The 24960-nt window shown below is 74.3% G+C and carries 24 protein-coding genes; 15 read left to right on the top strand and 9 right to left on the bottom strand.

Annotation, left to right across the window (positions count from 1 at the left end; translation table 11 throughout):
- The first annotated feature begins 91 nt into the window (after positions 1 to 91).
- The 4 genes from ACIQU6_RS07130 (at position 92) to ACIQU6_RS07145 (ending at position 3300) form a co-directional block, all read left to right on the top strand.
- Entirely contained in the window at positions 92 to 505 is a 414-nt protein-coding gene (locus tag ACIQU6_RS07130; RefSeq protein WP_403480609.1) for a hypothetical protein, read from the top strand.
- A 100-nt stretch (positions 506 to 605) separates the two neighbouring features.
- Positions 606 to 1208, top strand: a complete 603-nt coding sequence (locus ACIQU6_RS07135; RefSeq protein WP_403480610.1) for a carbonic anhydrase — start codon at positions 606 to 608, stop codon at positions 1206 to 1208.
- A 16-nt stretch (positions 1209 to 1224) separates the two neighbouring features.
- Positions 1225 to 2679 (top strand): SulP family inorganic anion transporter, encoded by a 1455-nt coding sequence (locus ACIQU6_RS07140; protein WP_403480611.1) that lies wholly within the window; start codon positions 1225 to 1227, stop codon positions 2677 to 2679.
- A 174-nt stretch (positions 2680 to 2853) separates the two neighbouring features.
- Positions 2854 to 3300 (top strand): nitroreductase family deazaflavin-dependent oxidoreductase, encoded by a 447-nt coding sequence (locus ACIQU6_RS07145; RefSeq protein ID WP_403480612.1) that lies wholly within the window; start codon positions 2854 to 2856, stop codon positions 3298 to 3300.
- A 144-nt stretch (positions 3301 to 3444) separates the two neighbouring features.
- Here ACIQU6_RS07145 and ACIQU6_RS07150 read toward each other — a convergent pair whose 3' ends face one another.
- The 3 genes from ACIQU6_RS07150 to ACIQU6_RS07160 all read right to left on the bottom strand — a co-directional run bounded on the left by ACIQU6_RS07150 (position 3445) and on the right by ACIQU6_RS07160 (position 6981).
- The gene (locus ACIQU6_RS07150) at positions 3445 to 5517 is read right to left on the bottom strand and encodes an ABC transporter permease (RefSeq protein ID WP_403480613.1); all 2073 of its coding nucleotides are present in this window, start codon (positions 5515 to 5517) and stop codon (positions 3445 to 3447) included.
- 97 nt (positions 5518 to 5614) lie between these two features.
- A complete protein-coding gene (gene modA / locus ACIQU6_RS07155; protein ID WP_403480614.1) occupies positions 5615 to 6403 on the bottom strand; it encodes a molybdate ABC transporter substrate-binding protein in 789 nt (262 codons plus the stop codon).
- Between the two features lie 182 nt (positions 6404 to 6585).
- Positions 6586 to 6981 (bottom strand): molybdopterin-binding protein, encoded by a 396-nt coding sequence (locus ACIQU6_RS07160; RefSeq protein WP_274917466.1) that lies wholly within the window; start codon positions 6979 to 6981, stop codon positions 6586 to 6588.
- Between the two features lie 339 nt (positions 6982 to 7320).
- On the opposite strand from ACIQU6_RS07160, the gene ACIQU6_RS07165 reads away from it, so the two are divergent.
- Entirely contained in the window at positions 7321 to 7743 is a 423-nt protein-coding gene (locus tag ACIQU6_RS07165) for a molybdopterin-binding protein (RefSeq protein ID WP_403480615.1), read from the top strand.
- Between the two features lie 18 nt (positions 7744 to 7761).
- Here the strand turns inward: ACIQU6_RS07165 and ACIQU6_RS07170 are convergent, their stop codons facing one another.
- From ACIQU6_RS07170 to ACIQU6_RS07180, 3 genes are all read right to left on the bottom strand, one after another.
- Complete coding sequence (locus ACIQU6_RS07170; RefSeq protein WP_403480616.1) at positions 7762 to 8274, bottom strand: molybdopterin-dependent oxidoreductase; 513 nt, start codon at positions 8272 to 8274, stop codon at positions 7762 to 7764.
- 215 nt (positions 8275 to 8489) lie between these two features.
- Positions 8490 to 11276, bottom strand: a complete 2787-nt coding sequence (locus tag ACIQU6_RS07175; protein ID WP_403480617.1) for a molybdopterin-dependent oxidoreductase — start codon at positions 11274 to 11276, stop codon at positions 8490 to 8492.
- Complete coding sequence (locus ACIQU6_RS07180) at positions 11273 to 12115, bottom strand: FAD binding domain-containing protein (protein ID WP_403480618.1); 843 nt, start codon at positions 12113 to 12115, stop codon at positions 11273 to 11275. Before ACIQU6_RS07180 ends, ACIQU6_RS07175 begins: the two co-directional genes overlap by 4 nt.
- A gap of 205 nt (positions 12116 to 12320) precedes the next feature.
- On the opposite strand from ACIQU6_RS07180, the gene ACIQU6_RS07185 reads away from it, so the two are divergent.
- The gene (locus ACIQU6_RS07185; protein WP_403480619.1) at positions 12321 to 13829 is read left to right on the top strand and encodes a helix-turn-helix domain-containing protein; all 1509 of its coding nucleotides are present in this window, start codon (positions 12321 to 12323) and stop codon (positions 13827 to 13829) included.
- Positions 13830 to 13862: 33 nt separating this feature from the next.
- Here the strand turns inward: ACIQU6_RS07185 and ACIQU6_RS07190 are convergent, their stop codons facing one another.
- Positions 13863 to 14270 (bottom strand): molybdopterin-binding protein, encoded by a 408-nt coding sequence (locus ACIQU6_RS07190; RefSeq protein WP_274917459.1) that lies wholly within the window; start codon positions 14268 to 14270, stop codon positions 13863 to 13865.
- 159 nt (positions 14271 to 14429) lie between these two features.
- Between ACIQU6_RS07190 and ACIQU6_RS07195 the strand changes: the two genes are divergently transcribed.
- The 9 genes from ACIQU6_RS07195 (at position 14430) to ACIQU6_RS07235 (ending at position 20935) form a co-directional block, all read left to right on the top strand.
- The gene (locus ACIQU6_RS07195; protein ID WP_403480620.1) at positions 14430 to 14849 is read left to right on the top strand and encodes a hypothetical protein; all 420 of its coding nucleotides are present in this window, start codon (positions 14430 to 14432) and stop codon (positions 14847 to 14849) included.
- Positions 14846 to 15313 carry a thiol-disulfide oxidoreductase DCC family protein gene (locus tag ACIQU6_RS07200; RefSeq protein ID WP_403480621.1) on the top strand — a complete coding sequence of 156 codons (468 nt, stop codon included), beginning with the start codon at positions 14846 to 14848 and terminating at the stop codon, positions 15311 to 15313. Before ACIQU6_RS07195 ends, ACIQU6_RS07200 begins: the two co-directional genes overlap by 4 nt.
- A gap of 78 nt (positions 15314 to 15391) precedes the next feature.
- Positions 15392 to 16042, top strand: a complete 651-nt coding sequence (locus tag ACIQU6_RS07205; protein WP_403480665.1) for a TetR family transcriptional regulator — start codon at positions 15392 to 15394, stop codon at positions 16040 to 16042.
- A gap of 38 nt (positions 16043 to 16080) precedes the next feature.
- Entirely contained in the window at positions 16081 to 16869 is a 789-nt protein-coding gene (locus ACIQU6_RS07210; protein WP_403480622.1) for a GNAT family N-acetyltransferase, read from the top strand.
- Between the two features lie 179 nt (positions 16870 to 17048).
- A complete protein-coding gene (locus ACIQU6_RS07215; protein WP_403480623.1) occupies positions 17049 to 17234 on the top strand; it encodes a hypothetical protein in 186 nt (61 codons plus the stop codon).
- Between the two features lie 11 nt (positions 17235 to 17245).
- A complete protein-coding gene (locus tag ACIQU6_RS07220; RefSeq protein ID WP_403480624.1) occupies positions 17246 to 17947 on the top strand; it encodes a hypothetical protein in 702 nt (233 codons plus the stop codon).
- The gene (locus ACIQU6_RS07225; RefSeq protein WP_403480625.1) at positions 17944 to 18930 is read left to right on the top strand and encodes a DUF6895 family protein; all 987 of its coding nucleotides are present in this window, start codon (positions 17944 to 17946) and stop codon (positions 18928 to 18930) included. Before ACIQU6_RS07220 ends, ACIQU6_RS07225 begins: the two co-directional genes overlap by 4 nt.
- Complete coding sequence (locus tag ACIQU6_RS07230; protein WP_403480626.1) at positions 18927 to 19862, top strand: DUF6895 family protein; 936 nt, start codon at positions 18927 to 18929, stop codon at positions 19860 to 19862. The genes ACIQU6_RS07225 and ACIQU6_RS07230 overlap by 4 nt, the downstream gene beginning before the upstream one ends.
- The gene (locus ACIQU6_RS07235) at positions 19862 to 20935 is read left to right on the top strand and encodes a serine hydrolase domain-containing protein (RefSeq protein ID WP_403480627.1); all 1074 of its coding nucleotides are present in this window, start codon (positions 19862 to 19864) and stop codon (positions 20933 to 20935) included. The genes ACIQU6_RS07230 and ACIQU6_RS07235 overlap by 1 nt, the downstream gene beginning before the upstream one ends.
- On the opposite strand, the gene ACIQU6_RS07240 is transcribed toward ACIQU6_RS07235, so the two are convergent.
- Complete coding sequence (locus tag ACIQU6_RS07240) at positions 20919 to 22949, bottom strand: ATP-binding protein (protein WP_403480628.1); 2031 nt, start codon at positions 22947 to 22949, stop codon at positions 20919 to 20921. The two genes, ACIQU6_RS07235 and ACIQU6_RS07240, sit on opposite strands and share 17 nt — an antisense overlap.
- A gap of 56 nt (positions 22950 to 23005) precedes the next feature.
- Positions 23006 to 24862 carry an alkyl/aryl-sulfatase gene (locus ACIQU6_RS07245; RefSeq protein WP_403480629.1) on the bottom strand — a complete coding sequence of 619 codons (1857 nt, stop codon included), beginning with the start codon at positions 24860 to 24862 and terminating at the stop codon, positions 23006 to 23008.
- Between the last annotated feature and the right edge of the window lie 98 nt (positions 24863 to 24960).

Here is a 24960-nt window from a genome sequence, read left to right on the forward strand (position 1 = left end):
CACGGCCGACCGCGCCACCGCCGCGCGGCGGCCCGCCCCCTGCCGAACGACCGGACGGCCCCGACGACTTGGGGCGAAGCGGAGGACGACGATGCGGAAGGACACCGGGAAGCCGGGCATACGCCCCCGGATACCCGCCCCGTGCCGACTGCCGCTGACCGCGCTCGTCGTCGTCCTGACGTTCCTGCTGGGCGCGGCGGCACCGGCGTACGCGGTCCGCTCCGCGCCGCCGGCCAGCGCGACGCCCGGATCGAACACCGCCTCGGCCGCCAGCTCCAACTCCGAGGAGGAGAAGCACTCCAAGCGCGAGACGGAGCGCAGCCGCCCCCGGCGGATGCCCCCGGCCGCGGAGGGGGTTCCGGCCACGCGCCGGCCACTGCCGCCGTGCCTGAGCGGCGCGGCCGGTGACGAGGCGACCCCGGCGCGGCCCACCACCGCCGCCGATGCCCCCAGAGCCGCGAGACCGGCCCAACTTCCCCTGCTGCACTGCATCTTCCGCTGCTGAGCGGACCCGTGGCGGCCGGCCCCGCGCCGCGCCCCGCCACCCTCCGTGCCACATCCACGCCATCCCCACGGTGGCTTCACCCTCAGCAGGAGACCTCCTCGTGGAGACCTTCATCCAGCACGCCCGGGGCCTGACGGCCCGTATTGCCGCACACCGCGAAGAACAGGAGACCTACGGCCGGCTCGCGGCCGGCCAATCCCCCCTCGCCCTGTTCATCACCTGCTCCGACTCCCGGGTCATCCCGTCCCTGATCACCGGGTCCCGGCCCGGCGAACTCTTCGAACTCCGCACGGCCGGCAACGCCGTGCCCACCTACCGACAGGACATGCCGGCCAGTGCGGAGGCCGCCACCATCGAGTACGCGATGCGGGTGCTGCGGGTCGCCGACATCGTCGTCTGCGGCCACTCGCACTGCGGCGCGGTCGGCGCCCGGGCCCGCGGCGAGGACCTGACCGGCGCCCCCGCGGTCCGCGACTGGCTGACCCAGCAACTCCCCGACGCACTACCGGCCGACGACGGCCCGGCCGCCACCACCGCCGTCCAGCGCCACGTACGCCAGCAGGTCGACCGACTGCGCGGCTACCCGTGCGTGAGGGAGCGGCTGGACACCGGTGACGTGCGACTGCACGGCTGGTTCTACGAGGTGCACACCGGTTCGGTGTCCGTGCACCGGCCGGCCGCCGACGCGTTCCTCCCCTTGTGAAGGCGGGCCGTACGTGATGAAGCGATTCCCCTTCCTCCGGGCGGACTTCACCGCCTCGCTCGTGGTGTTCCTGGTCGCCGTCCCGCTGTGCGTCGGGGTGGCGGTGGCCTCCGGCGTGCCGGCCGAACTGGGGCTGGTCACCGGCATCGTCGGCGGACTGGTCACCGGGCTGCTGCCCGGCTCCAGCCTCCAGGTCAGCGGCCCGGCCGCCGGGCTGACCGTGCTGGTCTTCGAGGCGGTCAAGGAGTACGGCCTGGGCGCGCTGGGCGCCCTGGTGCTGACCGCCGGACTCCTCCAACTGGCCATGGGCGCCCTCAAATGGGGGCGCTGGTTCCGGGCGATCTCGGTGGCCGTGGTGCAGGGCATGCTGGCCGGCATCGGGCTGGTGCTGATCGCCGGGCAGCTCTACGCCCTGACCGACGCCAACGCGCCGGGCAGCGGACTGGCCAACATCGGGTCGCTGCCGCGGCTGGTGTGGGACACCGCCGGCTCCCCCGCCGCCCTCTGCGCGCTGGCCGTCGGGGCCGGCACCATAGCCGTGCTGGTGCTGTGGCCCCGGTGGCGGCGCGCGGCGCGGGTCCTGCCGGCACCGCTGGCGGCGGTCGCGCTGGCCACCACCTCGGTCTGGGCGCTGGACCTGCCGGTCGCCCGGGTCCAGGTCAGCGGGCTGCTGGACGCCATCCAGCCGCCGGGCCTGGCCGACATCGGCCGGCTGACCGAACTCGGCGTGCTGGGCACGGTGTTGGCGTTCACCCTGATCGCCTCCGCGGAGTCGCTGTTCAGCGCCGCGGCGGTGGACCGGCTGCACGACGGGGCCCGGACCGACTACGACAAGGAGCTGATGGCCCAGGGCGCCGGCAACACGCTGTGCGGGGTCCTCGGCGCGCTGCCGATGACCGCGGTGATCGTGCGCAGCGCCGCCAACGTGCAGGCGGGGGCGCGCACCAAGGCGTCGCGGGTGTTGCACGGGGTGTGGCTGCTGCTGTTCGCCGCGGCGTTCCCGGCCGCGCTGGGCGTGGTGCCGGTCGCGGCGCTGGCCGGCGTGCTGGTGCACGCGGGTTGGAAGTTGATCCCGCTGCGGGAGCTGCGGCCGCTGTGGCGGGCGCACCGCGGTGAGGCCGTGGTGCTCTGCGTCACCGCGCTCGCCATCGTGACGGTGAACATGTTCGAGGGCGTGCTGATCGGCCTGCTGCTCGCCGTGGCGAAGACCGCCTGGGAGACCTCGCAGGCACATCTGGAGGTGCAGGTCCCAAGCGCCCCCGGACCGATCCGGGTCCGGGCCGTGGGCAGTGCGACCTTCCTGCGACTGCCCAAACTGCTCGACCAGTTGGAGTCGCTGCCCGCCGACCGGGACGTGGAACTCGACCTGAGCGGACTGCGCCACGTCGACCACGCCTGCCAGTCCGCGCTGGAGAACTGGGCGGAGCAACACCGCCGCAACCGCAGCCGGGCGGTGGAGCTGGTCTCCTGATCCTCCGAGTGCCGGGCCGCGCTCCCCAACGGGGGCGCGGTCCGGCCGACCGCGCTGGTCGGCGGGGTGGAGAGCCGGGACGGAAAATCGGGCCGCGGAGCCGGAATGATCGCGGCGGCCCCGCCGTTGACCCCGACACGAGGAGATCTCGACGGACGACGGAAGGCGGACGCAATGCCCCTGCAAGGAGAGTACGAGCCGAGCCCGACAGCATGGGTCCGCGAACAGGTCGAGCTGTACGAGGGCTCCGGCGGCACCGCGGGCACGACGATGCTCGGCCTGCCGGTGATCCTGCTGACCACCCGCGGCGCCAAGTCCGGCAAGCTTCGCAAGAGCCCGCTGATGCGGGTGGAGCACGAGGGGGCGTACGCCGCGGTGGCCTCCCTCGGCGGCGCGCCCAAGAACCCGGTCTGGTACTTCAACGTCCTCGCCGACCCCCGGGTCGAGCTCCAGGACGGCACGGTCCGGCGGGACATGACGGCCCGCGAGGTCACCGGCGAGGAGAAGGCGCGCTGGTGGGCCCGCGCGGTCGAGGCGTTCCCCACCTACGCGGAGTACCAGGCGAAGACGGACCGCGAGATACCGGTCTTCGTACTGGAGCCGGCGGCGGCACCGCACTGACCGCGGCAGCATGCCGGCGCGGGCACCGCGCCGGCGGTTCCCGTGCTGGCCGGGCCGCGCTGACGAGGTGCCCGCGCCGACGGCGCGCCGCCGGGTGGCCGGCCGGCCCCGCCGCCGCACACGCCCCTGACGTCGCACATCGCGTCAGATCGCCACCAGCGTCACCTCGGTGGCCTTGACGCTGGTCCAGACGGCGGCGCCGTCGGCGAGCCCGAGTTCCAGGGCCGCGGCGGGGGTGATCTCGGCGACGAGGTCGGGCGCCTCGGGCGAGGTGACCAGGACCCGCAGTCGGCTGCCGGCGGCGGTGATCTCCCGTACGGTGCCGGGCCAGACGTTGCGCGGGCTGCCCGCGGGCCGGTCGAGGTGGACCGAGACCGCCTCGGGGGCGATCACCGCGAGCGCCCGGGTCCCGTCGGGCAGCGGATCGGCGACGACGAGCCGGCCCCCGCCGGTGAGCGCCAGCCCGCCGTCGGCCGCGGTGCCGGGCCAGGCGTTGCGGCCGAGCATCCGGGCCACCCAGGGTGAGCGCGGATGGCGGGTGACCTCGGCGGGCGGGGCGTCCTGGAGGGCGCGACCGCCGTCGAGGACGAGCACGCGGTCGGCGAGCGAGACCGCCTCGACGGGGTCGTGCGTGACGATCAGGCAGACCCCGCCGAAGCCCGCGAGATGGCCGCGCAGGGTGTGCCGGACGTGCGCCCGGGTGGTCTGGTCGAGCGCGGCCAGCGGCTCGTCGAGCAGCAGCAGCCGCGGCCGGGCCGCCAACGCCCGGGCCAGCGCGACGCGTTGGGCCTGGCCGCCGGAGAGCTGGGCGGGCCGGCGATGGGCGAGCGCGCCGACGCCGAGCCGGTCGAGCCACTGCTGCGCGGTGCGCCGGGCCTCGGCGCGCGGGACGCCCTGGGCGCGCAGCCCGTAGGCGGTGTTGGCCAGTGCCGTCAGATGCGGGAAGAGGGCTCCGTCCTGGGGGACCCAGGCGACGCCCCGGCGGTGCGGGGGCAGTGCGGTGGCGTCGGTCTCCCCCAGGCGCAGGGCGGCCCGGGCCCGCGGGGTGAGCCCGAGCAGCGCGCGCAACAGGGTGGTCTTGCCGGCACCGTTGGGCCCGACGACGGCGACGGTGGTGCCGGGGTCGGCCCGGAGGGTGAGGGTGGTGAAGCCAGTGACCTCGGCGTCCAGCGGCCAGCGTGCGTGCGCGGACGGTTCCGGCGCGGGGGGCTCCGGGGCGCGGGCGACGGGGGCAGCGCCGGCCGGCCCACCGTCCCCCTCCGTCCGGCCGCCGGCGCCCCCGGTTGCCGCGCCCCCGACAGCACCCCCGACACCCTCAACGCCCCCACCCGCGGAACGTCGCACACGCCCCCCGCCGCCCCGACCGCCGCGCCGGGAGCGCTCGTTGGGCCCGCCCATCCAGCGCCCGCGCAGGCAGACCAGGACGGCCATGGCGATGACGAGCAGCAGCAGGGAGACCGAGGTGGCGGCCTCCGGGGAGTCCTGGAGCAGCAGATAGACCTGGAGCGGCAGGGTCTGGGTGGTGCCGGGGAGGTTGCCGGCGAAGGTGATGGTCGCGCCGAACTCGCCGAGCGCGCGGGCCCAGGTGAGCGCGGCGCCGGCGGCCAGCCCGGGGGCGACCATGGGCAGGGTGACGGTGCAGAAGACCCGTACCGGTGAGGCGCCGAGGGAGGCGGCGGTCTCCTCGTAGCTGGGGCGGAGCCCGGCGAGGGTGCCCTCCAGGCTGATGACCAGGAAGGGCATCGCGACGAAGGTGGCCGCGACCACCGCGCCCGAGGTGTGGAACGGCAGCACGATGCCGAAGGTGTTCTCCAACCAGGGGCCGAGGAGCCCGCGGCGGCCGAAGCCGAGCAGCAGGGCGACACCGCCGACGGTCGGCGGCAGCACCATCGGCAGCAGCACCAGGGAGCGCACCAGTACCTTGCCGGGGAAGTCGACCCGGGCCAACAGCCAGGCCAGCGGCACCCCGAGGAGCAGCGACAGGCCCAGCGCCCAGCACGACACCAGCAGCGAGAGCCGCAGCGCCTGGAGCACCGCGGGGCTGGTCAGATGGGTGCCGAGCTCGCCCCAACTGGTGCGGCTCAGCACGCCGACGAGCGGCAGCAGCAGGAAGGCGACTGCCAGCAGCGCGGGAACGGCCAGTGCCACGGGGGTGCGGGCACCGGGCGCGCGGCGCCGGGCGGCGCGCACCGGGTCGGGGGTGCGAAGGCGGCTCATCGGGAGTCCTGGGATCGGGTCGGGCGGCGGGGCCAGGGGTCCGGCGGGCGGCGGGGCGGGCCGCTCCCCCGAGTCGGACGGCCCCGCCCCCGCGCGGTCACGGCTTCTGGAAGCCCGCCGCCTGCAGCAGCTTCTGCGCCTCGGGGGTGCTCAGCCACTTGACGAACGCGGCGGCCGCCGCGGAGTGCTGGGAGGACTTCAGCGTGGCCGCCGGGTAGGAGGCGACGGCGTTCTGCGCGTCGGGGATGTCGATGGCGTCGACCTTGCCGGGCGCGGTGGCGGCGTCCGTCTTGTAGACGATGCCGGCGTCCGCCTCGCCCAGTTCCACCTTGCTGAGCACGGCCCGGACGTTGGGCTCCTGGGAGACCGGCTTGACGGTCAGCTGCTGGGCGTCCAGGACCTTCTTGCTGTAGCGGCCGACGGGCACCTCGGGGGCGGCCAGCACCACCTTCAGCTTGCTGTTCGCGAGGTCCTTCAGCGCACCGACGTTCTTGGGGTTGCCCTTGCCGGTGGCGATGACCAGGCGGTTCTTGGCGATGACGGTGGGCGTCCCGGTGTCGGCCTTCAGCCCGTCCATGGTCTTGGTGTCGGCGGTGACCAGGGCGTCGGCGGGGGCGCCCTGCTTGACCTGGGCGGCGAGCTCCTGCGAACCGGCGAAGGAGAAGGCGACCTTGGTGTCGGGGTGCTCCTTCTCGTAGGCGGCGCCGGCCTTCTTGAAGACGTCGGTGAGCGAGGCGGCGGCGAGCACGGTGAGCTTGGTGGTGGTGCCGCCGTCCTTCTTGGCGCTGTCGCCGCTGCCGCCGCCGGAGCAGGCGGCGAGCGGGACGAGGAGGGCTGCGGTGACGAGCGCGGAGGCGGCGCGGCGCCCGGTGACGAAGGGGGACATGGTGCGGGACTCCTTGTGACGCGGGCGAGGCGGTCGCCCGGGCGGACGGGGACATCAGCCGCGCCGAGTGGGGCCTCCCCTGCTCGGGACCTTCGAGAGCCCGGGGAAGGGCGACGCCGCTGGGTGGGCGGCCGCCCCGTCGGGGACGCACGGACCGGCCGCCTGATGGTGCGGTCGCGGGGTCAGGTGCGGTCGATGTGCACGCTGGTGGATTTCACCCGTGCCACCGCCTGCATGCCGACTTCCAGGCCGAGTTCCTCCACGGCCTCGCGGGTGAGCAGGGAGACCAGACGGTGCGGGCCGGCCTGGATCTCGACCTGGGCGGCGACGTCGCCGACCTTGACGGCGGTGACGATGCCCGGGAAGGCGTTGCGGACGGAGGTGTAGGCATCGTCCTCCTCGCCTCCTGCGGACTGACCCACCTCGATCGAGAAGGCGGCCAGATCCCGGCCGTCGATGAGGCGGCGGCCGCTGTCGTCGCGGTGGGTCGCGACCCTGCCGGCGTCCGCCCAGCGGCGCGCGGTGTCCGGGCTGACGCCCAGCAGGCGCGCCGCCTGGCCGATTGTGTAGGACTGCATGTGCGACACGATATGAGCTAATGCCTCGCATTTACAATCCTTGAGGCATTCCTCTATAGCAGATGCAAGGGCTATTGGAGGAAGGGACGAGCGCTTTTTCCGGGTGCCGGAATCCCGGGCGAAGACATCCGGAGCAGGGCCGGAACGTCGCACCCGGTGGGCCGAATCCGCCGAGGAATTCCCGCCCGAACGCGATTACAGTGCGAGGGACCGACGGGGCGATTCCCGACATTTCCCCGCCCCGTTCCGCGGCGGTTTCCGGCAGCGGCGAGCCCCGTCGCATTCACCCCCGCGGATATCCCCGCCCTTCTCTCCCCCAGCCCCGAGGAAGTGGTTCCCATGACCCTGAGCATCCGCAATCAGCTCCCCGGCACGGTTCTCGGCATCGCGTCGGGGGAGGTGATGTCGACCGTCGCGGTGCGGCTCGCCGGCGGCCAGGAGATCACCGCCGCGATCACCGTGGAGGCCGTCAACGACCTCGGGATCAAGGAGGGTTCGGCGGTGCGCGTGCTGATGAAGTCCACCGAGGTCGCGCTCGCCACCGGCACCGTCGACGGGCTCAGCATCCGCAACCGGATCCCCGGCACCGTCGTCGCGGTGGCCACCGGCGGCGCGATGGCCGGGGTCAGGGTGGCCGTGGCCGGCGGCGAACTGACCGCGGCGATCACCAAGGACGCGGCCGCCGAACTGGGCCTGGCCGCCGGCTCCGAGGTGACCGCGCTGGTCAAGTCCACCGAGGTCGCGCTGGCCGTCGAGGGCTGACCGGACCGCCGGCCCCGGCTACCGCTCCCCCGGCACCGGGCAGGCGCCCACCCAGATGTCGGTGATGGCGCTGATGTAGCGGGCACCGCAGCGGTCGGAGGGCACCACGAGTTGGCTGCCGTCGCCGTCCAGCGGGCGGCCGTCCATGGCGGTGGCCAGCAGGATCGGGGCGTCGCCGAAGTCGGCGTCGATCTCCGCCCAGGACAGCACCGTGTGGTGGCCGTCGCCGCCGGTGACGGTCAGCAGGAAGCGGGAGCGGTCCTTGCGCCGCCGGGCGTCGAAGGCCGGGCCGGCCGCGGCCAGCACCTCGCGCAGCAGCGGGCCGTCGAAGGTGTGGTGCTGCGGGCCGTTGGTGGCGCAGTCGAAGACCACCGGGGCGTGCCGCTGCGGCCAGCGCTCCCGCAGATCGGCGACGGTCAGCGCGAGCGGGTGCTGGAGCTGACCGCTGATCAGGAAGGGCCGGGCGGCGGGCAGCACGGCGTCCGGCACGCCGCGGGCGGCGGTGGCGCGGGGCGGGCTGAGACGGCTCATGGTGTCCCCCTGGAGAGGATCCGGGCGGCGGCTGCCTCCCTCTGATGCCCCGGCGGCAGTGGCCTCAATCACATATGCCATCCCACTACGCACGTTCTCCTTGCACAAGTGAGGCAAATGGTCGGATGGGGCGGCAGATCCGGGAACGCCCTCGATGCGCGCCGGACCGGCCGGTCCCGTGCCGGCCGCCGCGGGATCGGCGCGGCGGCCGGCGGTCACACCGAGCCCTCCCGCGACGGGTGCGCCCGGGCCGACCAGCCCGCCGGGCCGCCCGCGGCACGGTGCTCCGCCAGGGCCAGCCACACCTTGTCGCGGAGGAACGGCACCTCCGTGAAGCGCACCCCGGTGGCGTCGCGCAGCGCGTTGCCGAAGGCCGGCGCCACCGGGTTGAACGGGCTCTCGCTCATCGACTTGGCCCCCAACGGCCCGATGGCGTCCGAGGTCTGGGTGAAGTGCACCTCGGTGCGCGGGACGTCGGCGTAGGCGGGCAGCCGGTAGCGGCGGAAGGCGGGGGTGAGGACCCGGCCGTCGCCGTCGACCAGGACCTGTTCGAAGAGGGTGGCGCCGAGCGCCTGGGCCACCCCGCCCTCGACCTGGCCGCGGCACTGCATCGGGTTCATGACCCGGCCGGCGTCGGCCGAGTGCACGCTGCGCAGGATCCGGATCTCGCCGCTGTCGGGATCGACCGCGATCTTGAACCACTGGGCGTTGAAGGCCACCGAGCGCGGCGAGCCGCCCCAGTGCCCGGCCGCGGTCAGCTCCTCGCCCTGCGCCCGGGCGGCCGCGTGCAGTTCCTTGAGCGGGACCGGCCGGCCGGCGCACTCCACCGCGTCGGCGAGCAGCCGGCACTGGCTCCGCGGGGTGCGGGCGTGCTCGGCGGCGAAGGTGAGGATCTTCTCGGCCAGCCCGTTGGCCGCCCGCATCACCACCACGGTGCCGGCCGAGCCGAAGGCGCCGGTGTCGTGCCGGACGACGTCGGTGTCGGACTGCCGGATGGTGATCCGGTCGACGGTGGTACCGAGCGCGCCGGCGGTGATCTGTTTGTGCACGGTGGTGGTGCCGTTGCCGAACTCGGCGGTGCCGACGGCGATGTCGTAACCGCCGTCGTCCAGCAGGGTCACCGTGGCGTCGGCGTAGTGGCCGCCGGGCGGGCCGGTGGCGATCATCGCCATGGCGGCACCCTGGCCGACCAGCCAGCCCTCGGGGGCGTCCGCGGCGCCGCGGTCCTCGGCCATCGCGTCTCGGACGACCTTCAGGCACTGGTCCAGTCCGTAGCTGGCGATCTGGAGGTCCTCCTCCTCGCCGCCGGGGGTGATCATGTGCTCCCCCGGGCCGATGATGTTGCGCTCCCGGAAGACCAGCGGATCGATGCCCAGGCGGCGGGCCAGCTCGTCCAGGGCGGACTCCACGGCGAACGTGACCTGACCCAGCCCGTAGCCGCGGAAGGCGCCGGCCGGGACGCAATGGGTGTAGACGGAGAAGGCGTTGACCTTCTTGTGCGGGGCGCGGTAGACGGCCATCGACTCGCCGACGCTGTGGAACATCACCGCCGGGCCGTGGTTGCCGTAGGCGCCGGTGTTGGCGACCACCCGGAGTTGCAGGGCCGTCAGGGTGCCGTCCCGTTTGGCGCCGGCCCTGATCCCGATGGTGAACGGGTGCCGGGTGGTGGCGCCGAAGAACTGCTCGGCGCGGGTGAACTCCAGCTTCACCGGCCGGTGCAGCCGCCTCGCGGCGAGCACCACGATGTCCTCGGTCAGCATCTCCTGCTTGCCGCCGAAGCCGCCGCCCACCCGGCCGGCGACCACCCGGACCTCGTCCTCCGGTAGGTCGTAGAGGGCGCACAGGGCGCGCCGGGTCAGGAAGGGCACCTGGGTGCTGGAGCGGACCACGATGCGCTCGCCGGCGCCGTCCTCGCGCTCCTCGAAGGAGGCGAGGGCGCCGTGCGTCTCCAGGCTCGCGTGCTGCACCCGTTGGGTGCGGAAGGTCTCCTCGTAGACCACGTCGGCCTCGGCGAAACCCCGTTCCACGCTGCCGATCTCGCCGTGCACCTCGCCGACGACGTTCTCCTGCGGGCGGGCGATCCGGGAGGTTTCGGGGTCCTTGGGGTGCACCACCGGGGCGCCGGGCCGCATCGCCTCCTCCGGGTCGAGGACGTGCGGCAGCACCTCGTACTCCACCGCGATCCTGCGGCAGCCCTCCTCGGCGGCGGCCTCGGTGTCGGCGACCACGGCGGCCACCCGTTGGCCGACGAAGCGGACCACGTCGTCCAGGACGCGGGTGTCGTCGGGGTCCTCGGTGGGGTGCTCGTGGCGGGCGGAGGAGAACAGCCGCTCGGGGGCGTCGCGGTGGGTCAGGACGAGGCGGACGCCGGGGACCCGCAGCGCGTCGGCGGTGTCGACGGCGACGATCCGGGCGTGCGGGTGCGGGGAGCGCAGCAGCTTCATGTGCAGCAGTCCCGGGACCTCGATGTCGAAGGTGTAGCGGGCGGTGCCGGTGACCACCTGCGGGCCCGCGGGGGCGCCGAGGTTGGCGCCGACCGACTCCCCGGGCCGGGGCTCCTCGACGTGCGTGACGCCGCGGATCGCGTCCTCGATGGCGCGGTAGCCGGTGCAGCGGCAGAGGTTGCCCTTCAACGCCCGGGGCAGGTCGTCGAGTTGGTCCCCACTCAGCCTGGCGGTGGTCATCAGGAAGCCGGCGGTGCAGAAGCCGCACTGGAAGCCCTGGGCGGCGAGGAACTTCCGTTGCACCGGGTGGAGTTCGCCGTCCGGCTCGGCCAGGCCCTCGACGGTGGTGACCCGGCGCCCGGCGGCGCGGACGGCCGGGTAGAGGCAGCTGTGCACCGGCTCCCCGTCGACGTGGACGGTGCAGGCGCCGCAGTCCCCGGCGTCGCAGCCCTTCTTCACCCCGAACCAGCCGCGGTCCCGCAGATAGGTGCGCAGGCACTGGCCGGGCCGGGGCGCGACGTCGAACTCCCGGCCGTTGACGTGGACGACGTGGCTCATCGGGCGGCCTCCGTGGGGGACGGCGGACGGGGGGCGAGTTCGGCGCGGACCTCCTCGGCGAGCCGCAGCGCCATGTGGCGGCGCCAGGCGGGCAGCCCGTGGAGGTCGTCGAACCACTCGGCGTCGGTGACGGCGTCGTCGAGGGTGGCGCGCAGCGCGGCGGCGGTGGGCGGGAAGGGGAACCAGAGGCGGAAGGGGCGGACGGTGGCGGCGGTGACGGTGACGGCAAGGGAGCCGTCCAGGGGGTCGAGCGCGCCGATGACCAGGGCGGCGGAGCGGCCGAGTCCGTAGAGGGAGACCTGCCGGAAGGCGGTCCGGCAGGTCAGGGAGCGGGCGGGCAGGGTGACCGAGCGGAGGAGTTCGCCCTCGGCGAGGTCCTTGCGGCCGGCGCCGGTGATGAAGTCGGCGACCCTGACGCGGCGCCGGGAGCCGTCCTGGGCCTGGAGCAGACAGCTTCCGTCCAGGGCCGCGGTCAGCGAGATCATCGGTCCGGCCGGCAGGCCGTTGCAGAGGTTGCCGCCGACGGTCGCCATGTTCCAGATCTTGAACGAGGCGAGGAAGGCGCGGCAGCACTGCTCGAAGAGCGGCGCGGCCGGGGCCGGGAGAGTGGCCGCGAAGCGGGAGAGCTGGGCGATGGTGCAGGTGGCGGCGATCTCCAGGGAGCCGTCCGGGAGTTGGCCGACCGGCTCCCAGCCCATCCGGCCGAGGTCCACCAGGCGGCGGAGGTGCGGCTGGGGTTCGGAGAAGAGGTAGGTGCCGCCGCCCAGCCAGGCGTCGCCGGGTCGCCACGGGGCGTGCAGCCGGGCGTCCCGCACCTCCAGCACGGTGTTCAGGTCCATGCCGCCGAGTGAAGCAAGGCGGCGGCCCGGTGCACGACTGGTCCGCAGCACGGAAAACGCACCAACGCCCCGGCCCGGAGCTGGATGATCAACCAAGGGGGATATCGGCGAGACCGCCTGGCATTTACGATGCCAGAATCCGCATTTGCCTCGTGAATGTGAGATGCCGGGTTGGGTGCCCGGCAGCCGTCCAAGGAGCCACCGCATGCACGTCCACGACCTCCTCCAGCTCGATGCGCTCGACCTGACCCTCCTCTGGGGAGAGGAGCCGCTGCTCGTCCAAGAGGTCAGCGGGGTCACCGCGACCGACCTGGAGGCGCCGGCGCGGTTCCTCCAACCGGGAGAGCTGGTGTTGAGCGGGCTGGTGTGGTGGGCGCCCGAGGACGGCCGGGAGAAGGCGGACCGGTTCGTGGCGGCGCTGGCCGCGGCCGGGGCGGCCGCGCTGCTGGCCGGCGAGGAGACCCACGGGGCGGTACCGGACGTGCTGGTCGAATCCTGCCGCGCCCATCGCGTCGCGCTGCTCGCGGTGCCCGCGCACATCACGTTCCGGGACATCACCGAGGCGGTGTACCTGCGCCGCTGGGGCGATCTCAGCCGCCGCCCGGCCGGCCACTACGCGCTGCCGGAGAACGTGCGCACCGAGCTCGCCGGGCTGCTCGCCGGCGGCGCCGCGCCGGACGCCCTGCTGGACCGGGCGTTCGCGCACCTGGGCGGCCCGGCCTGCTGGCTACTGACCGCCACCGGCCGGACGGTCGCCGGTACCCCCGACGCACCCGACTTGACGCCACGCCAGGCCCGGCGGGAGCTCACCGCCGGCGCCGGCACCACCCTGCGCGTCGAGGGGGACACCGGCCCGTACGACGGCTGGTTCCTGCGGCTGCGCGGCGCGGACGACGCCCCGCCGCGGGTGCTGCACGAGATAGCCGAGGTCCTCGCCCAGCACCGGCACCACGCCACCGCCCGGCAGGCGGCCGCGCGCCGGGCCGCGGACGCGCTGCTGGCGCTGACCGCCGAGGGGGCCGGGGCGTTCGACGCGGCGCTGCACGACTGCGGGTTGCCCGCCGACGGCCCGTTCCGGGTCGTGGTGGCCGCGCTGGACGACGCCGAACCGGAGCCGGCGGTCCGGGCGTTGGCCGAGGCGCTGCGACACCACCCCGAAGCGCCTTTCGTCGCCGGCCGCTTGCCGGACGGCCGGGCGGCCGCGGTGGTCGCCGGCGCGCCCGACGAGGCCGTCCGGGCCCTGCGCGAGGCGTGGCCGGCACTGCACGACTGCCGGCCGGAGACCCCGCTGCACGCCGGCGTGAGCGGCCCGGCGGCCACCGCCGGTGACCTCAACGCGGCACTGGGGCAGGCCAGTTACGCCCTGGCCGCGGCCCGCTCGGCGGATCCGACGGGCGCCGGCGTCACCTCCGTCGACGATCTGACGACGCTGGGCGCGCTGCTCTCCGGGGTGCCCACGGAGGTCCGCGCGGCGTTCAGCAGCCGGGTGCTCGGCCCGCTGGCGCGCGCCGGCAGCACCTCGCACCGGATGCTGCTGGAGACGCTGGAGGTCTTCCTCGCCCAACACGGCTCCTGGGCGCGGACCGCGGAGATCCTGCACCTGCACGTCAACACCGTGCACTACCGCATCCAGCGGATCGAGACCCTCACCGGCCGCGACCTGTCCCGGCTCGACCACAAACTCGACCTGCACGCGGCCCTGTTGTGCCGCTGACGCGGCCGGTCGGCCACCCGCGCGGCGGGCCGCTCAGCCGCGCCCGTCCGGCCGGTCCACGTGCACATGGGTGGACTTGACCCGCGCGGTGGCCTCCATGCCGACCTCGATGCCCAACTCCTCGACGGCCTCCCGGCTGACCACCGACACCACCCGGTGCGGCCCCGACTGGATCTCGACCTGCGCGATCACGTCGTCGAGGGTGACCGCGGTGACGATCCCGGCGAAGGCGTTCCGTACCGAGGTGCGGACCTCGCCGGGCACCGGATGCGCCCCAGCGGCCCGCTCCTTGGCGAACGCGGCCAGACTCACCCCGTCGATCGCGCGGTTGCCGGCGCCGTCCCGGTCCATCCGCAACTGCCCGCCGTCGGCCCACCGCCGGACGGTCTCCGAGCTGACACCCAGCAGCCGCGCTGCCTGACCAATGCTGTACGAGGGCACGCCCGCACTCTAGATGACCAACGCGCGCCGGCCGACACCCCCTCCCCCGACGTTCCGTGACCGTTCCGCACCCCCACCCCCTCGGTTGAACGTGTTCAAAAACAGGTCTACAGTCGCCGACGACACAACTTTTGAACACGTTCAAGAAGGAGTCGGGGCGTGGACCTCACCGTCGTCGCGTACGTCATCTACCTGGTCGTCAGCATCGGCCTGACCATCTGGGTCGCCCGCACCCTCAGCCGGAACGGACGGCTCTTCCTCGCCGATGTGCTGCACGGGAACGAGAAGTTGGCGGACGCCGTCAACCACCTCCTCGTGGTCGGCTTCTACCTCGTGAACCTCGGCTTCGTCGCGCTGTACCTCCAGGACGACGCCACCCTCGCCTCGTCCCGGCAGGTCTTCGAGGCGCTGTCGCAGAAGCTGGGCGTGGTGCTGCTGGTGCTCGGGCTGATGCACCTCGGCAACGTCTTCGCGCTCAACAAGTTCCGCCGGCGCGGGATGTTGGACCGGGAGCCGAACCCGCCGGTGCTGCCGAACGCCTACACCTACCCGGCGCCCGCCGGACCGGTGCAGGGATGACGGCGACCGCCGTCGCCGTGGACCGGGGCGCCGCGGTCGCCCCGGTCCGCCGGCTCACCGTGCTCTACGACGCGCAGTGCCCGCTGTGCTCCTTCGTCCGCGGCTGGCTCGGCCGGCAGCGCCAGTTGGTGCCGCTGGACCTGGTGCCGGCCGGCTCACCGGAGGCCCGGCGGCTGCTGCCCGGGCTCGACCACACCGCCTCACTGGAGGAGATCACCGTGGTCGGGGACGGCGGGCAGATGTACCTGGGCGCGGCCGCCTGGGTCGTGTGCCTGTGGGCGCTGGCCGGGTACCGGCCGCTGGCCCACCGGCTCAGCGGGCCCGCCGGGTTGCCGTTCGCCCGCGGCGCGGTGCTCGTGGCGGCGAAGTACCGCGCGGCGCACCGCCCCGGCCCGGCACACCCGTCCGAGGATCCCTGGGGCGCCCCGGAGGGCTGCCGCGGCGGCTGCGCGGTGCGCGATTAGGCTCTGAGCGTGCCAGAGCAGAACCAGCCCCAACCGGCGAAGAGCGAGCAGACCCGCGCCCTGATCCTGGAGACCGCCATGCGGCTCTTCCGGGAACGGGGTTACGACAAGACCACGATGCGGGCCATCGCCAAGGAGGCCGGCGTCTCCGTCGGGAACGCCTACTACTACTTCGCCGGCAAGGAGCACCTGATCCAGGGCTTCTACGACCGGATCGCCGCCGAGCACCAGGCGGCGGTCCGCGACGTGCTGGACCGGGAGACCGACCTGGAGGCGCGGCTGACCGGGGTGCTGCGCGCATGGCTGGACATCGCCGGTCCGTACCACGAGTTCGCCGCGCAGTTCTTCAAGAACGCCGCGGACCCGGACAGCCCCCTCAGTCCCTTCTCGGCCGAGTCCGAGCACGCCCGCGAGGCGGCCATCGACGTGCACCGCGAGGTGCTGTCCGGCTCGAAGGCAAAGGTGCCGGACGAACTCGCCGACGTGCTGCCCGAGTTGATGTGGCTGTCCCAGATGGGGCTCGTCCTGTACTGGGTCTTCGACCGCTCCCCCGGCCGGGAGCGCAGCCGCCAGCTCGCCGCCCGCGGCGCCCGGCTGACCACCCGCGGGGTGTCGCTGGCGCGCTTCCGGGTACTGCGACCACTGGTCCAAGAGGTGCACGAGCTGTTCACCGACTTCCTCCCCGGCATGGCACAGACCGCGGTCGCCCGCAAGAGGACGGCGGAGTAACCACCGGTCGGCCGCCCCCGCCCACCCATACTGTGCCGATGAACATGACGGACACGGAGCTCGACGCGGTACGCGCGCGCTACGACCAGCAGTTGCGGCGGGCGGCCCCCGCCGACCCCGGCACCTCCATGGAGCGCGACGGGCCGGTGGTACGTCAGACCGGCGGGCCCGACGGCTGGAACGGCGTGCTCTGGTCGGACCTGGACGGCACCACCGCCGACGCCGCCATCGCGGCGCAGCGCCAGCACTTCGCGGCCCGGGGCCTGACCTTCGAATGGAAGACCTACGCCCACGACCGCCCCGCGGACCTCGGCGACCGGCTGCGCGCGGCCGGCTTCGTCCCGGGGCAGCCGGAGTCCCTGATGGTGGCGCGGACCTCCGACCTCACCGCGGAGCCCGAGCCCCCGGCGGGCGTGCGGCTGGCGACGGTGACCGGCACGGCCGGGGTGGAGCTGGTGGTGCGGGTCCACGCCGAGGTGTTCGGGAAACCCGCCGAGCGCCTCCGGCACCGGCTGCTCGCCCACCTGACACGGGACCCGGACGCACTGGTACTGGTGGTCGCACTGGCGGGTGAGACACCGGTGTCCGCGGCCCGCCTGGAACTCCCGGCCGGAACGGACTTCGCGGGCCTGTGGGGCGGCGGCACCCTACCCGCGTGGCGGGGCCGGGGCGTGTACCGGGCGCTGGTCGCCCGGCGGGCCGCGCTCGCCTGCGCGCGGGGATTTCGCTACCTCCAGGTAGATGCCTCCGAACAGAGCAGTCCGATCCTGTCCCGGCTGGGCTTCGCGACGTTGAGCACGACCACGCCGTACGTCCGCGAGCCCTGAGCCGGCGGAAGATCAACTCCCCTGACCGCGCGCCGAGTTGTGACGGTGACGACGGCCGATCCGCCCAACAGGCCCCCGACGGCGCCCCCGACGGTTACTCACGCGTCGCTTTAGTTCAGATTGCGGCGGTTTGTGGCGGATGTAAGCCTGATATCCCATTCGTCGAAGGAGTTGATCGCATGGTTACGGATCGCACAGCGCCGGTCGAGACGGCCGCCCTGACCGCCGAGATCGAGGGACTGCTCAGCCCTGCAGAGCCCGACGGTGTCTACCGGGACACCCGCGAGTGCGGAGGTGGTCTGCTGCTGCTCGGCCTGCTGCTGATCTCGCCCCCCGCCCCTCGTCCGAAGACCGGCGTTCGCTGAGGGGATTCGTGTTGGCTGAACAGACGCAGGGAGCAGTCCCGCTCAGCGCTGTGATCGCCGATGCCGCAACCGGGGTCGCCCTCGCCCTCCAGGGTGGGGGCGACCCCTATGCGCTCTCCCGGATCCTGCGCCAGGGCGATCCACTCGCCCCGGCCGCGGTCCGGGTCCTGGGCGCCGACGCGCTCGCGCCCTACGCACTGGAGCACCGGGCGGTGCCGGTGGGCGCGGACGACGAAGCGGTGGTGCGGCAGACGCTGGCGACTTATCCCCCTGGTACGGACGCCTCCGAGGTCTCGGCGTGGAGCTACCGCGGCCTGGTGGAGGCCACCCACGCCTACCTCCCCACGGGCGCGCAACCCTGGCCGCGCCCCCCGGAGACCGGCGCGGAATGGACCGGCTCCGATCCCTGGCCGCAGCTCGCCCACCGGGTCTCCCAACTCGCCGCGCTGGCGCTGCCCGGCCTGGCCAGCGACCTGGAAGAGCAACTGGCCCGTCGCACCGATGACTTGGCGCGCGGGTTCGTCCGGGCGGTGCGCCGCCGGGACTGGTTGCAGGCCGCCGGGGTTGGCCGCTGGCTGGCCCGGCTCCCGGGCGTGCCACCGACCCTGGGGCTGGACGCGGGGCTGACCTTCGTCCGGCAGATGGGCGGCGGCGACCCTCGGGTGTCGCTCCACGTGGTGGCCGCGCAGCGGTTCTTCGGGCGGGGCTGGTGACCGCCGGCCGGGGCGACCCGGAGCTGCTGGACGACCTCGTCGGGCGGAGCCTGGGCTGGCTGACCGAGTGGCGGGACCACTTCCGGCTCCCGCCGGACGCGACGACCGACGCCGACCCCAACCTCACCCTCAAACCCCTCGGCGAACTGGCCGAGCTGACCCAACTGATCGCCTCCTGCCACCCGCGGGCCGACTTCCGGGCCGCGGCGCAGGGGCTGTTCGCGTTCGCCTGGCGGGAGGCCCGCGAGGGGGAGCTGTTCGCCGAGCTGATCCGCGGGGAGCCGCACGCCACCTACCCGGTGGAGATCTACGGCGCCTTCGCACAGGCCGGGCTGCGGCACCCGACCGTGGAGGAGCTGGTGCTCACCACGACCGGGCTGCGCGGCTGGCGGGTGGCCCGCGAGGACCACACCCGCACCCTCGGGGTGCTCAACGCCGAGCGGCGGATCGGGCTCCCCCAACACGCCGCGTTCGACCCCGAGTTCGCCCTGACCGGGCTGGGGCTGCTGCCCGAGCCCTGGGCGCTGGACCGGAAGGCGGCGTACGGCGTGACGCACGACGTCTTCCACCTCACCGACTGGGGCCGCAACCGGCGGCGGCTGACCCCGGAGGCCGTCGGCTACCTGCGGCTCTGGCTGCCCTCCTGGCTGGAGAACTGGCTGGAGGAGCAACTGTGGGACCTGGTCGGCGAGTTGCTGGCGGTCGCCGCGTGCCTGCCGTCCGCCCCGTACGACGCGGCGGCCTGGCGGCGGCTGGCCGGCGCGCAGGCCGCCGACGGCGGCGTGCCCGAGACCGGTGCGGCGCCCCGCCCGGACGACCCGACCGAGGCGTTCCGGGCCTGCTACCACTCCACCCTGGTGACCGCGTTCGCCGGCACCCTCGCCCGTATCGCCTCGGAGGAGGCCGGGGTCGGCCCGGTGCCGGTCGGGGACGCGGCGGCGGTGGCCGGACGGACGCCCTGCGAAAGCGAGGCTGCGCTGTGACCCCGACGGCTGCGTCCCTAGCCACCCCGGCACTGCTGCACCGGGTCGGCGACCGAGCCCTGAGCTGGCTCGACGCGCACCGCGAGTACTTCCGGTTGACGCCCGAGGACCGCGCCACGGGCAGCGCGACGATCGAACGGCTCAAGCCCATCGGCGAGTTGGCGATCAACATGCAGGTGCTGTTCCGGGAGGGCGTGGCCGGGTCCCGGCAGCGCACCCGGGCCGGTGCGCTGTTGGACTTCGCCTGGCGGGAGTTGCTCGACGGTGGCAACGTGCTGGCCGCGCTCCAGCGCGACGAGCCGCACTCCCCGGTGCCGCTGGAGCTCTACGCACCGTTCTACGAGCTCGGCCACCGCCACCCGGGGCTGGAGGCGGGCCTGGGCGCATCCCGCCGGACCGGGACCTGGACGGCGTTGGAGATGGTGCCCAACCGGTGGCTCGGGGTGCTCAACGCCGAGCGCAAGCTGGGTCTCGCCCCCAGCGCCGACTTCGGCGAGGCGCTCGCGCACACCTGGCTGGGCCGGCTGCCCGAGCCGTGGACGGTGCAACTGCACATCGCCTACGACATCACCCACACCGTCTTCCACGTCACCAACTGGGGCGAGGCGCCGGGCCGGATCCCGCCGGACATCGCCGGCTACCTCGACCGGTACCTGCCGGCCTGGTTGGAGGACTGGGCGGAGCTCGAACACTGGGACCTGGTCGGCGAACTCCTGGTCGTGGACGCCTGCTTGCCGCGTCCCGCCCTCGACGCCCGGCTGTGGCAGCGGTACGCGGCCGCCCAGGCGGAGTCCGGGGCCATGCCGATCCAGCGGGCGATGCCCGAAGGCACGCCGGACGTGGTCTTCGACCAGGTCCACCACCCCACCCTGGTCGCCGCGTTCGCCTCGGCGATGGCCACCTCCCGCGCGCTGACCACCGACGCGGACTGATGCGGTCCGCAGCCGGCGGGCCGGCGACCGAGGAACGGCTGGCGGACACGCTGGCCCGCATCGACGCCCCGGACGTCGTGCTGGCCGTCACCCGACGGGGCCACCGGACCGTGCTCAGCGGCGGCAGCGCGCTGGCGCCGCCCACCCCGCGCCCCGCGCTGCGCTACGAACTCGGTTCGCTGTCCAAGACGTTCACCGTGCTGCTGCTGGCCGAGCTCGCGGTGAACGGGGAGCTCGCACTGGACGATCCGCTGACCGCCCGTCTCCCCCGCCTGCCGCTGAACCATCCGCGCTCCGGCCGGATCACCCTGCGGCACCTGGCCACCCACACCTCCGGGCTGCCCCGGATCCCCACCGACCTGCTGCTCGGCGCGCTGGTCCGCCCGTACGACAACGGCTACGCCGGCTACGACACCGAGCGGCTGCTGCGGACCTTCGCGCGGACCCGGCCCCGGCACCGGCCCGGAACCCGCTGGCGCTACTCCAACTTCGGTCTGGCACTGCTCGGTCCGGCACTGAGCCACACCACCGGCACCGGCTACCCGGAGCTGCTCGCCGCCCGGGTACTCAAGCCGCTCGGGCTCACCGACACCACCCTGGCACCCGGTACGACCGGCACCGACGCCGTCGGCCACCGGGCCAACGGCACCACCCCGGTGCGCTGCACCGACATGGGGGCCTTCGCCCCCGCCGGGTCGGTCCGCGCCACCCCCGACGACCTGCTGACCTACGTGGAGGCGCACCTGTACCCCGGGGGCAGCCCGCTGGCCGCCGCGCTGCGCGCCGTGCAGGTGCCGCTGCTGCGGCGCGGCTGGCGGCACCGCAACACCCACACCCTGACGTGGCACCAACACCCGGCGCCGCGCGGCCCGTTGCTCTTCCACGTCGGGGCGACCTTCGGCCAGCAGGCGTTCGCCGGCTACCACCCGGCGTCCGCCACCGGGCTGATCGCGCTCGCCACCCGCCGCGGCCACACCTGCCGGATGGTGACCTCCGCCTACGAGTTGCTGTACGCGCTCGCCGGCGACGACGGTCCCTCCGGGGCCGGCGCGCCGGTCACAACTCCCCGGTGAGGATGCGGGCGAGCAGCACCTCGGGATCCTGCTCGGCGGCCCGCCCGAAGGCCGCGGCGTACGCCGCGTCACCCATCGCCGCCCGGGCCCGCCGCTCGCACTGCTCGCGCACCGCGCGGTGTTCGGGGGTGCCGCGCTGCGGATGGCCCACCGTGCGCCAGATGGCCTGGCCGCCGCCGTAGACCTGGGCGGCGGCCGCGCCCTTGCCCTGGGCGGCGACCGCGGCGGCCAGCAGGTCCAGGCCGAGCGCGATCCCGAAGTTGTCGCCGATCCGCTGCTTGGCGGTGAGCATCGCGCGGGCGTGGTCGGCGGACTCCTCGGGCCGGTCCTGGAAGAGGGCGACCAGGGCGAGTTGGTAGTCGATGTAGGAGCGGGACCAGTACTCGCCGCGCCGGACGCAGCCGCGGCGCAGCGTGGTGGCCAGGCGCCGCGCCTCGTCGAGCCGGCCGAGGGCGGTGAGCGCGAAGAGCCGCACCAGGTGGCAGCGGAGCCGACTGGCGGAGGCGAAGGGGTCGTCCGGCGACGGCCCGAGGACCCGCTCGGCGGTGGCGTGGGCGGTCAGCGGGCGGCCGGCCATCAGGTGGGTCAGGCCGATGAGGTAGCCGGCGGCGAGCATCGCGTCGTGGTCGGCGGCCTCCCGGGCGGCGCGGGCGCACCGCCGGCCCAGGGTCTCGGCGGTGTGCAACTCGCCCTGGAGGAGCACCGCGACGCCGAGCGCCCACAGGGCGCGGGTGTGGGACGCGCCCGGAGTGTCCTGGGCGGCCAGTGCCCGCTCCAGGTAGTCGCGGGCCTCGTGCAGATGGCCGCAGCAGGTCCAGAAGAAGCCGATGGCCGCGCCGAGTTCCTGGGCGCCGGCGGCGTCGCTGGCCAGGAGGTGGTCCAGGGCGGTGCACAGGTCGACGTACGCCTCGGCGACCCTGCCGTACCAGGTGACCTGGTCGGGGCCGAGCCAGCCGCGCTCGGCGCTGCGGCCGAGGCCGACGAAGTGCGCGGCGTGCCGGTCGGCGACGATCACCGTCTCGTCGAGTTCGGCCAGCCACATCCGGCCGTACTCGCGCAGGGTGTCGAGCATCTGGAAGCGGCTGCCGTCGCGGGTGAGCACGGACTTGGCGGCCAGTCCGGCGAGCGCGGGGCGCACGGCGTCTGCGGTGAGCGGGCCGTCGGCGCAGACCGCGGCCGCGGAGCCGGCGTCGAAGGTGCCGCGGAAGACCGAGAGCCGGGCCCACAGCAGCCGTTCCAGCGGGGCGCACAGCTCGTGGCTCCAACCGATGGCGGTGCGCAGGGTCCGGTGGCGCGGGGTCCAGGACAACCCGGTGCCGTCCAGCGCGTCGAGGCGGGAGCCGAGCCGCTCGGCGACCTGGGCGAGCGGGCGGTTGGCCAGTTGGGCACCGGCCAGCTCCAGGGCCAGTGGGATGCCTTCCAGGCGACGGCAGATGAGGTCCGCGGCCTCGGCGTTGTCGGGGTCGGTGAGCCGGAGGTCGGGGGCGGCGGTGCCGGCCCGCTCGGTGAACAGGGCCAGCGCGTCGTTGTCTCCGGTGCACGACAGCGGGCCGATCTCGGTGACGCACTCCCCCGGGACGTCCAGCGGCTGACGGCTGGTGACGAGGACGGTGACGCCGGGGGCGGCGGTCAACAGGTCGCCGACCAGGTCCCGGCAGGCGGCGACGAGGTGTTCGCAGGAGTCCAGGACCAGGAGCAGGTGTTTGTCCGCGAGCCATTCGCAGAGCAGTGCCACCGGCGTCCGGGCCGAGTGGTCGGCCAGGCCGACCGCGTCGCAGACGGTGGCGACCAGCAACTGGTCGCCGTGTAATGGCCATAGTTGGGCCCAGCGGACGCCGTCGGGAAACCGGGGCGCGGCGGCGCCGGCGGCCCGCATCGCGATCCGGGTCTTGCCCACGCCGCCGGGGCCGGTCAGAGTGACCAGTCGACGCTGCGTCAACTTGCTGCTCAGATGCCGAAGTTCGGCTCTCCGACCGACGAAGCTCGTCGACTCCTCGGGAATGTTGCTCGCCACCGGCCCAGTTTGCCCCATGCCAGGGGCCTCGCTATCAGCCGTGCGGTGGGCGCGCATCAAGGGGTGACCAGGGGGAAGTTGGGGTCCGGTGCGCTGAGCAGGGCGAGCAGTGCGTGCAGGGCCGCACCCGGCTCACCCTCCTGAGTGACGGTGGTCGGGCCCCTACCGCCGAGCACCTCCCTGAGCTGGGAGGTGGTGAGGGTGAGGGCCGGTCCCGGGAGGGCGTCGGCGGCGGGGGCGCCGGGGGTGCTGAGGTGGGTGAGCGCGCCGTTGGAGAGGGTCAGGTGCCAGGTGCGGTCCTCGTCGGCGAGGTAGAGGTCGAGGGTGAGGCTCCGGTGCCAGGCGCGGGGGCCGTCGACGCGGATGGCCAGCGAGTCCAGGAGTTGGTCGACGGTACGGGCGCGGACCAGGTCGGGTGCGGGGGCGTCCGGGCCCGCGGTGTCGGGGCGGACGACGGCCGGGGTGCCGCGCAGTTCGCCGGCGGCGGTGAGGTAGTAGTTGCGCCAGGTGCCGTTCTCGCAGCCGTGGCCCAGCCGCTCGTAGACGGCGGCCAGTTCGCGACGGGCGCGCGGGTCGTCGGGGGCGGCGAAGACGGCGTGGTTGAGCAGGGTGGCGGCGAACCGCAGGTCGCCGTCGGCGGCGTAGCGCTTGCCGGCGTCCACGGTGGCCGCGACGCCGCCGAGCGTCTCCACGTAACGCCGGGCCTGTTCGACCGGTGGGTGCTCCCACAGGTGGGCCGGGTTGCCGTCGAACCATCCGAGGTAACGCTGGTAGATCGCCTTGACGTTGTGGCTGAGCGAGCCGTAGTAGCCGTGGTGCGCCCAGAGCCGTTCCAGCGCCGGCGGCAGCCGCAGTTCCTCGGCGATCTCGGGGCCGGTGCGGCCCTCGTTGAGCAGCCGCAGGGTCTGGTCGTGCAGGTACGCGTAGAGGTCGCGCTGGCCGGCGAGCAGCCGGCGGATGCGGGCGTTGCCCCAGGTCGGCCAGTGGTGGGAGGCGAAGGCGACCTCGGTGTCGGTGCCGAAGAGGGCCAGCGCCTCGTTGAGGTAGTGGGCCCAGCGCCGGGGGTCGCGGACCACGGCGCCGCGCAGGGTGAGGACGCTGTGCATGGTGTGGACGGCGTTCTCGGCGGTGCACAGCGCCCGGTGGGTGGGGGCGGCGAAGTTCATCGCGGCGGGGGCGTCGGCGCCCGGGGTGAGTTGGAAGACCAGGCGGACGCCGTCGACGATCTCCTCCTGGCCGGTGCGGGTGACGTCCACGGTGGGCGGCACGAAACTGCGGGTGCCGGCGGAGGGGGCGGTGCCCAGGCCGCAGCCGATCTGGCCGTCGGGGGCGGCGGGGAGTTGGGTGCCGTACATGTAGACGGCGCGGCGGGCCATCGCCGGGCCGGTGTAGAGCTGTTCGGCGACCGCGCTGTCGCGGAACCCGGCGGGCGCCAGGACCGGGACGGGCGGGTCCCCGGTGGGCAGCACGCCGCGGGCGCCGCCGAAGTGGTCGGCGTGCGCGTGGGTGTAGAGCAGGGCGGTGACCGGCCGGTCGCCGCGGTGCTTGCGGTAGAGCTCCAGCGCCGCGGCGGCGGTCTCGGTGGAGAGCAGCGGGTCGACGACGAGGACGCCGTGGTCGCCCTCGATGAGCGTCATGTTGGCGAGGTCCAGGCCGCGGGCCTGGTAGATGCCGTCGGTCACCTCGTACAGGCCGTGCCGCGCGACGAGCCGGCCCTGCCGCCAGAGGCCGGGGTGGGCGGTGTCGGGACGGTTGCCGGCGAGGAAGGCGTGGCGCTCGGCGTCCCAGACCACCCGACCGTCGGCCGCGGTGATCCGGGGCGGGTCGAGGGGGGCGATGAAACCGCGGTCGGCGTCGGCGAAGTCCTCGCGGTCGTCGACGGGCCGGGCGTCCTCCGAGGGCACAGCGGTCACGGCGCGCCACCTCTCCGGGACGGCGGGCCACCACGGATACATGGCCCACACGTTCGATTTAACCGAAGGTGTCCGGTCATCGCACGCGTGGACCGGAC

The sequence above is a fragment of the Streptomyces sp. NPDC090442 genome (assembly GCF_044769405.1).
GTDB lineage: Bacteria > Actinomycetota > Actinomycetes > Streptomycetales > Streptomycetaceae > Streptomyces.

Coding starts and splice junctions, on each gene's coding strand:
- ACIQU6_RS07145 (WP_403480612.1), top strand. CDS start 2,854: ATGCCCCTGCAAGGAGAGTACGAGCCGAGCCCGACAGCATGGGTCCGC.
- ACIQU6_RS07210 (WP_403480622.1), top strand. CDS start 16,081: ATGAACATGACGGACACGGAGCTCGACGCGGTACGCGCGCGCTACGAC.
- ACIQU6_RS07185 (WP_403480619.1), top strand. CDS start 12,321: ATGCACGTCCACGACCTCCTCCAGCTCGATGCGCTCGACCTGACCCTC.
- ACIQU6_RS07165 (WP_403480615.1), top strand. CDS start 7,321: ATGACCCTGAGCATCCGCAATCAGCTCCCCGGCACGGTTCTCGGCATC.
- ACIQU6_RS07205 (WP_403480665.1), top strand. CDS start 15,392: ATGCGGCTCTTCCGGGAACGGGGTTACGACAAGACCACGATGCGGGCC.
- ACIQU6_RS07175 (WP_403480617.1), bottom strand. CDS start 11,276: ATGAGCCACGTCGTCCACGTCAACGGCCGGGAGTTCGACGTCGCGCCC.
- modA (WP_403480614.1), bottom strand. CDS start 6,403: ATGTCCCCCTTCGTCACCGGGCGCCGCGCCGCCTCCGCGCTCGTCACC.
- ACIQU6_RS07170 (WP_403480616.1), bottom strand. CDS start 8,274: ATGAGCCGTCTCAGCCCGCCCCGCGCCACCGCCGCCCGCGGCGTGCCG.
- ACIQU6_RS07200 (WP_403480621.1), top strand. CDS start 14,846: ATGACGGCGACCGCCGTCGCCGTGGACCGGGGCGCCGCGGTCGCCCCG.
- ACIQU6_RS07140 (WP_403480611.1), top strand. CDS start 1,225: ATGAAGCGATTCCCCTTCCTCCGGGCGGACTTCACCGCCTCGCTCGTG.
- ACIQU6_RS07235 (WP_403480627.1), top strand. CDS start 19,862: ATGCGGTCCGCAGCCGGCGGGCCGGCGACCGAGGAACGGCTGGCGGAC.
- ACIQU6_RS07150 (WP_403480613.1), bottom strand. CDS start 5,517: ATGAGCCGCCTTCGCACCCCCGACCCGGTGCGCGCCGCCCGGCGCCGC.
- ACIQU6_RS07215 (WP_403480623.1), top strand. CDS start 17,049: ATGGTTACGGATCGCACAGCGCCGGTCGAGACGGCCGCCCTGACCGCC.
- ACIQU6_RS07160 (WP_274917466.1), bottom strand. CDS start 6,981: ATGCAGTCCTACACAATCGGCCAGGCGGCGCGCCTGCTGGGCGTCAGC.
- ACIQU6_RS07180 (WP_403480618.1), bottom strand. CDS start 12,115: ATGGACCTGAACACCGTGCTGGAGGTGCGGGACGCCCGGCTGCACGCC.
- ACIQU6_RS07130 (WP_403480609.1), top strand. CDS start 92: ATGCGGAAGGACACCGGGAAGCCGGGCATACGCCCCCGGATACCCGCC.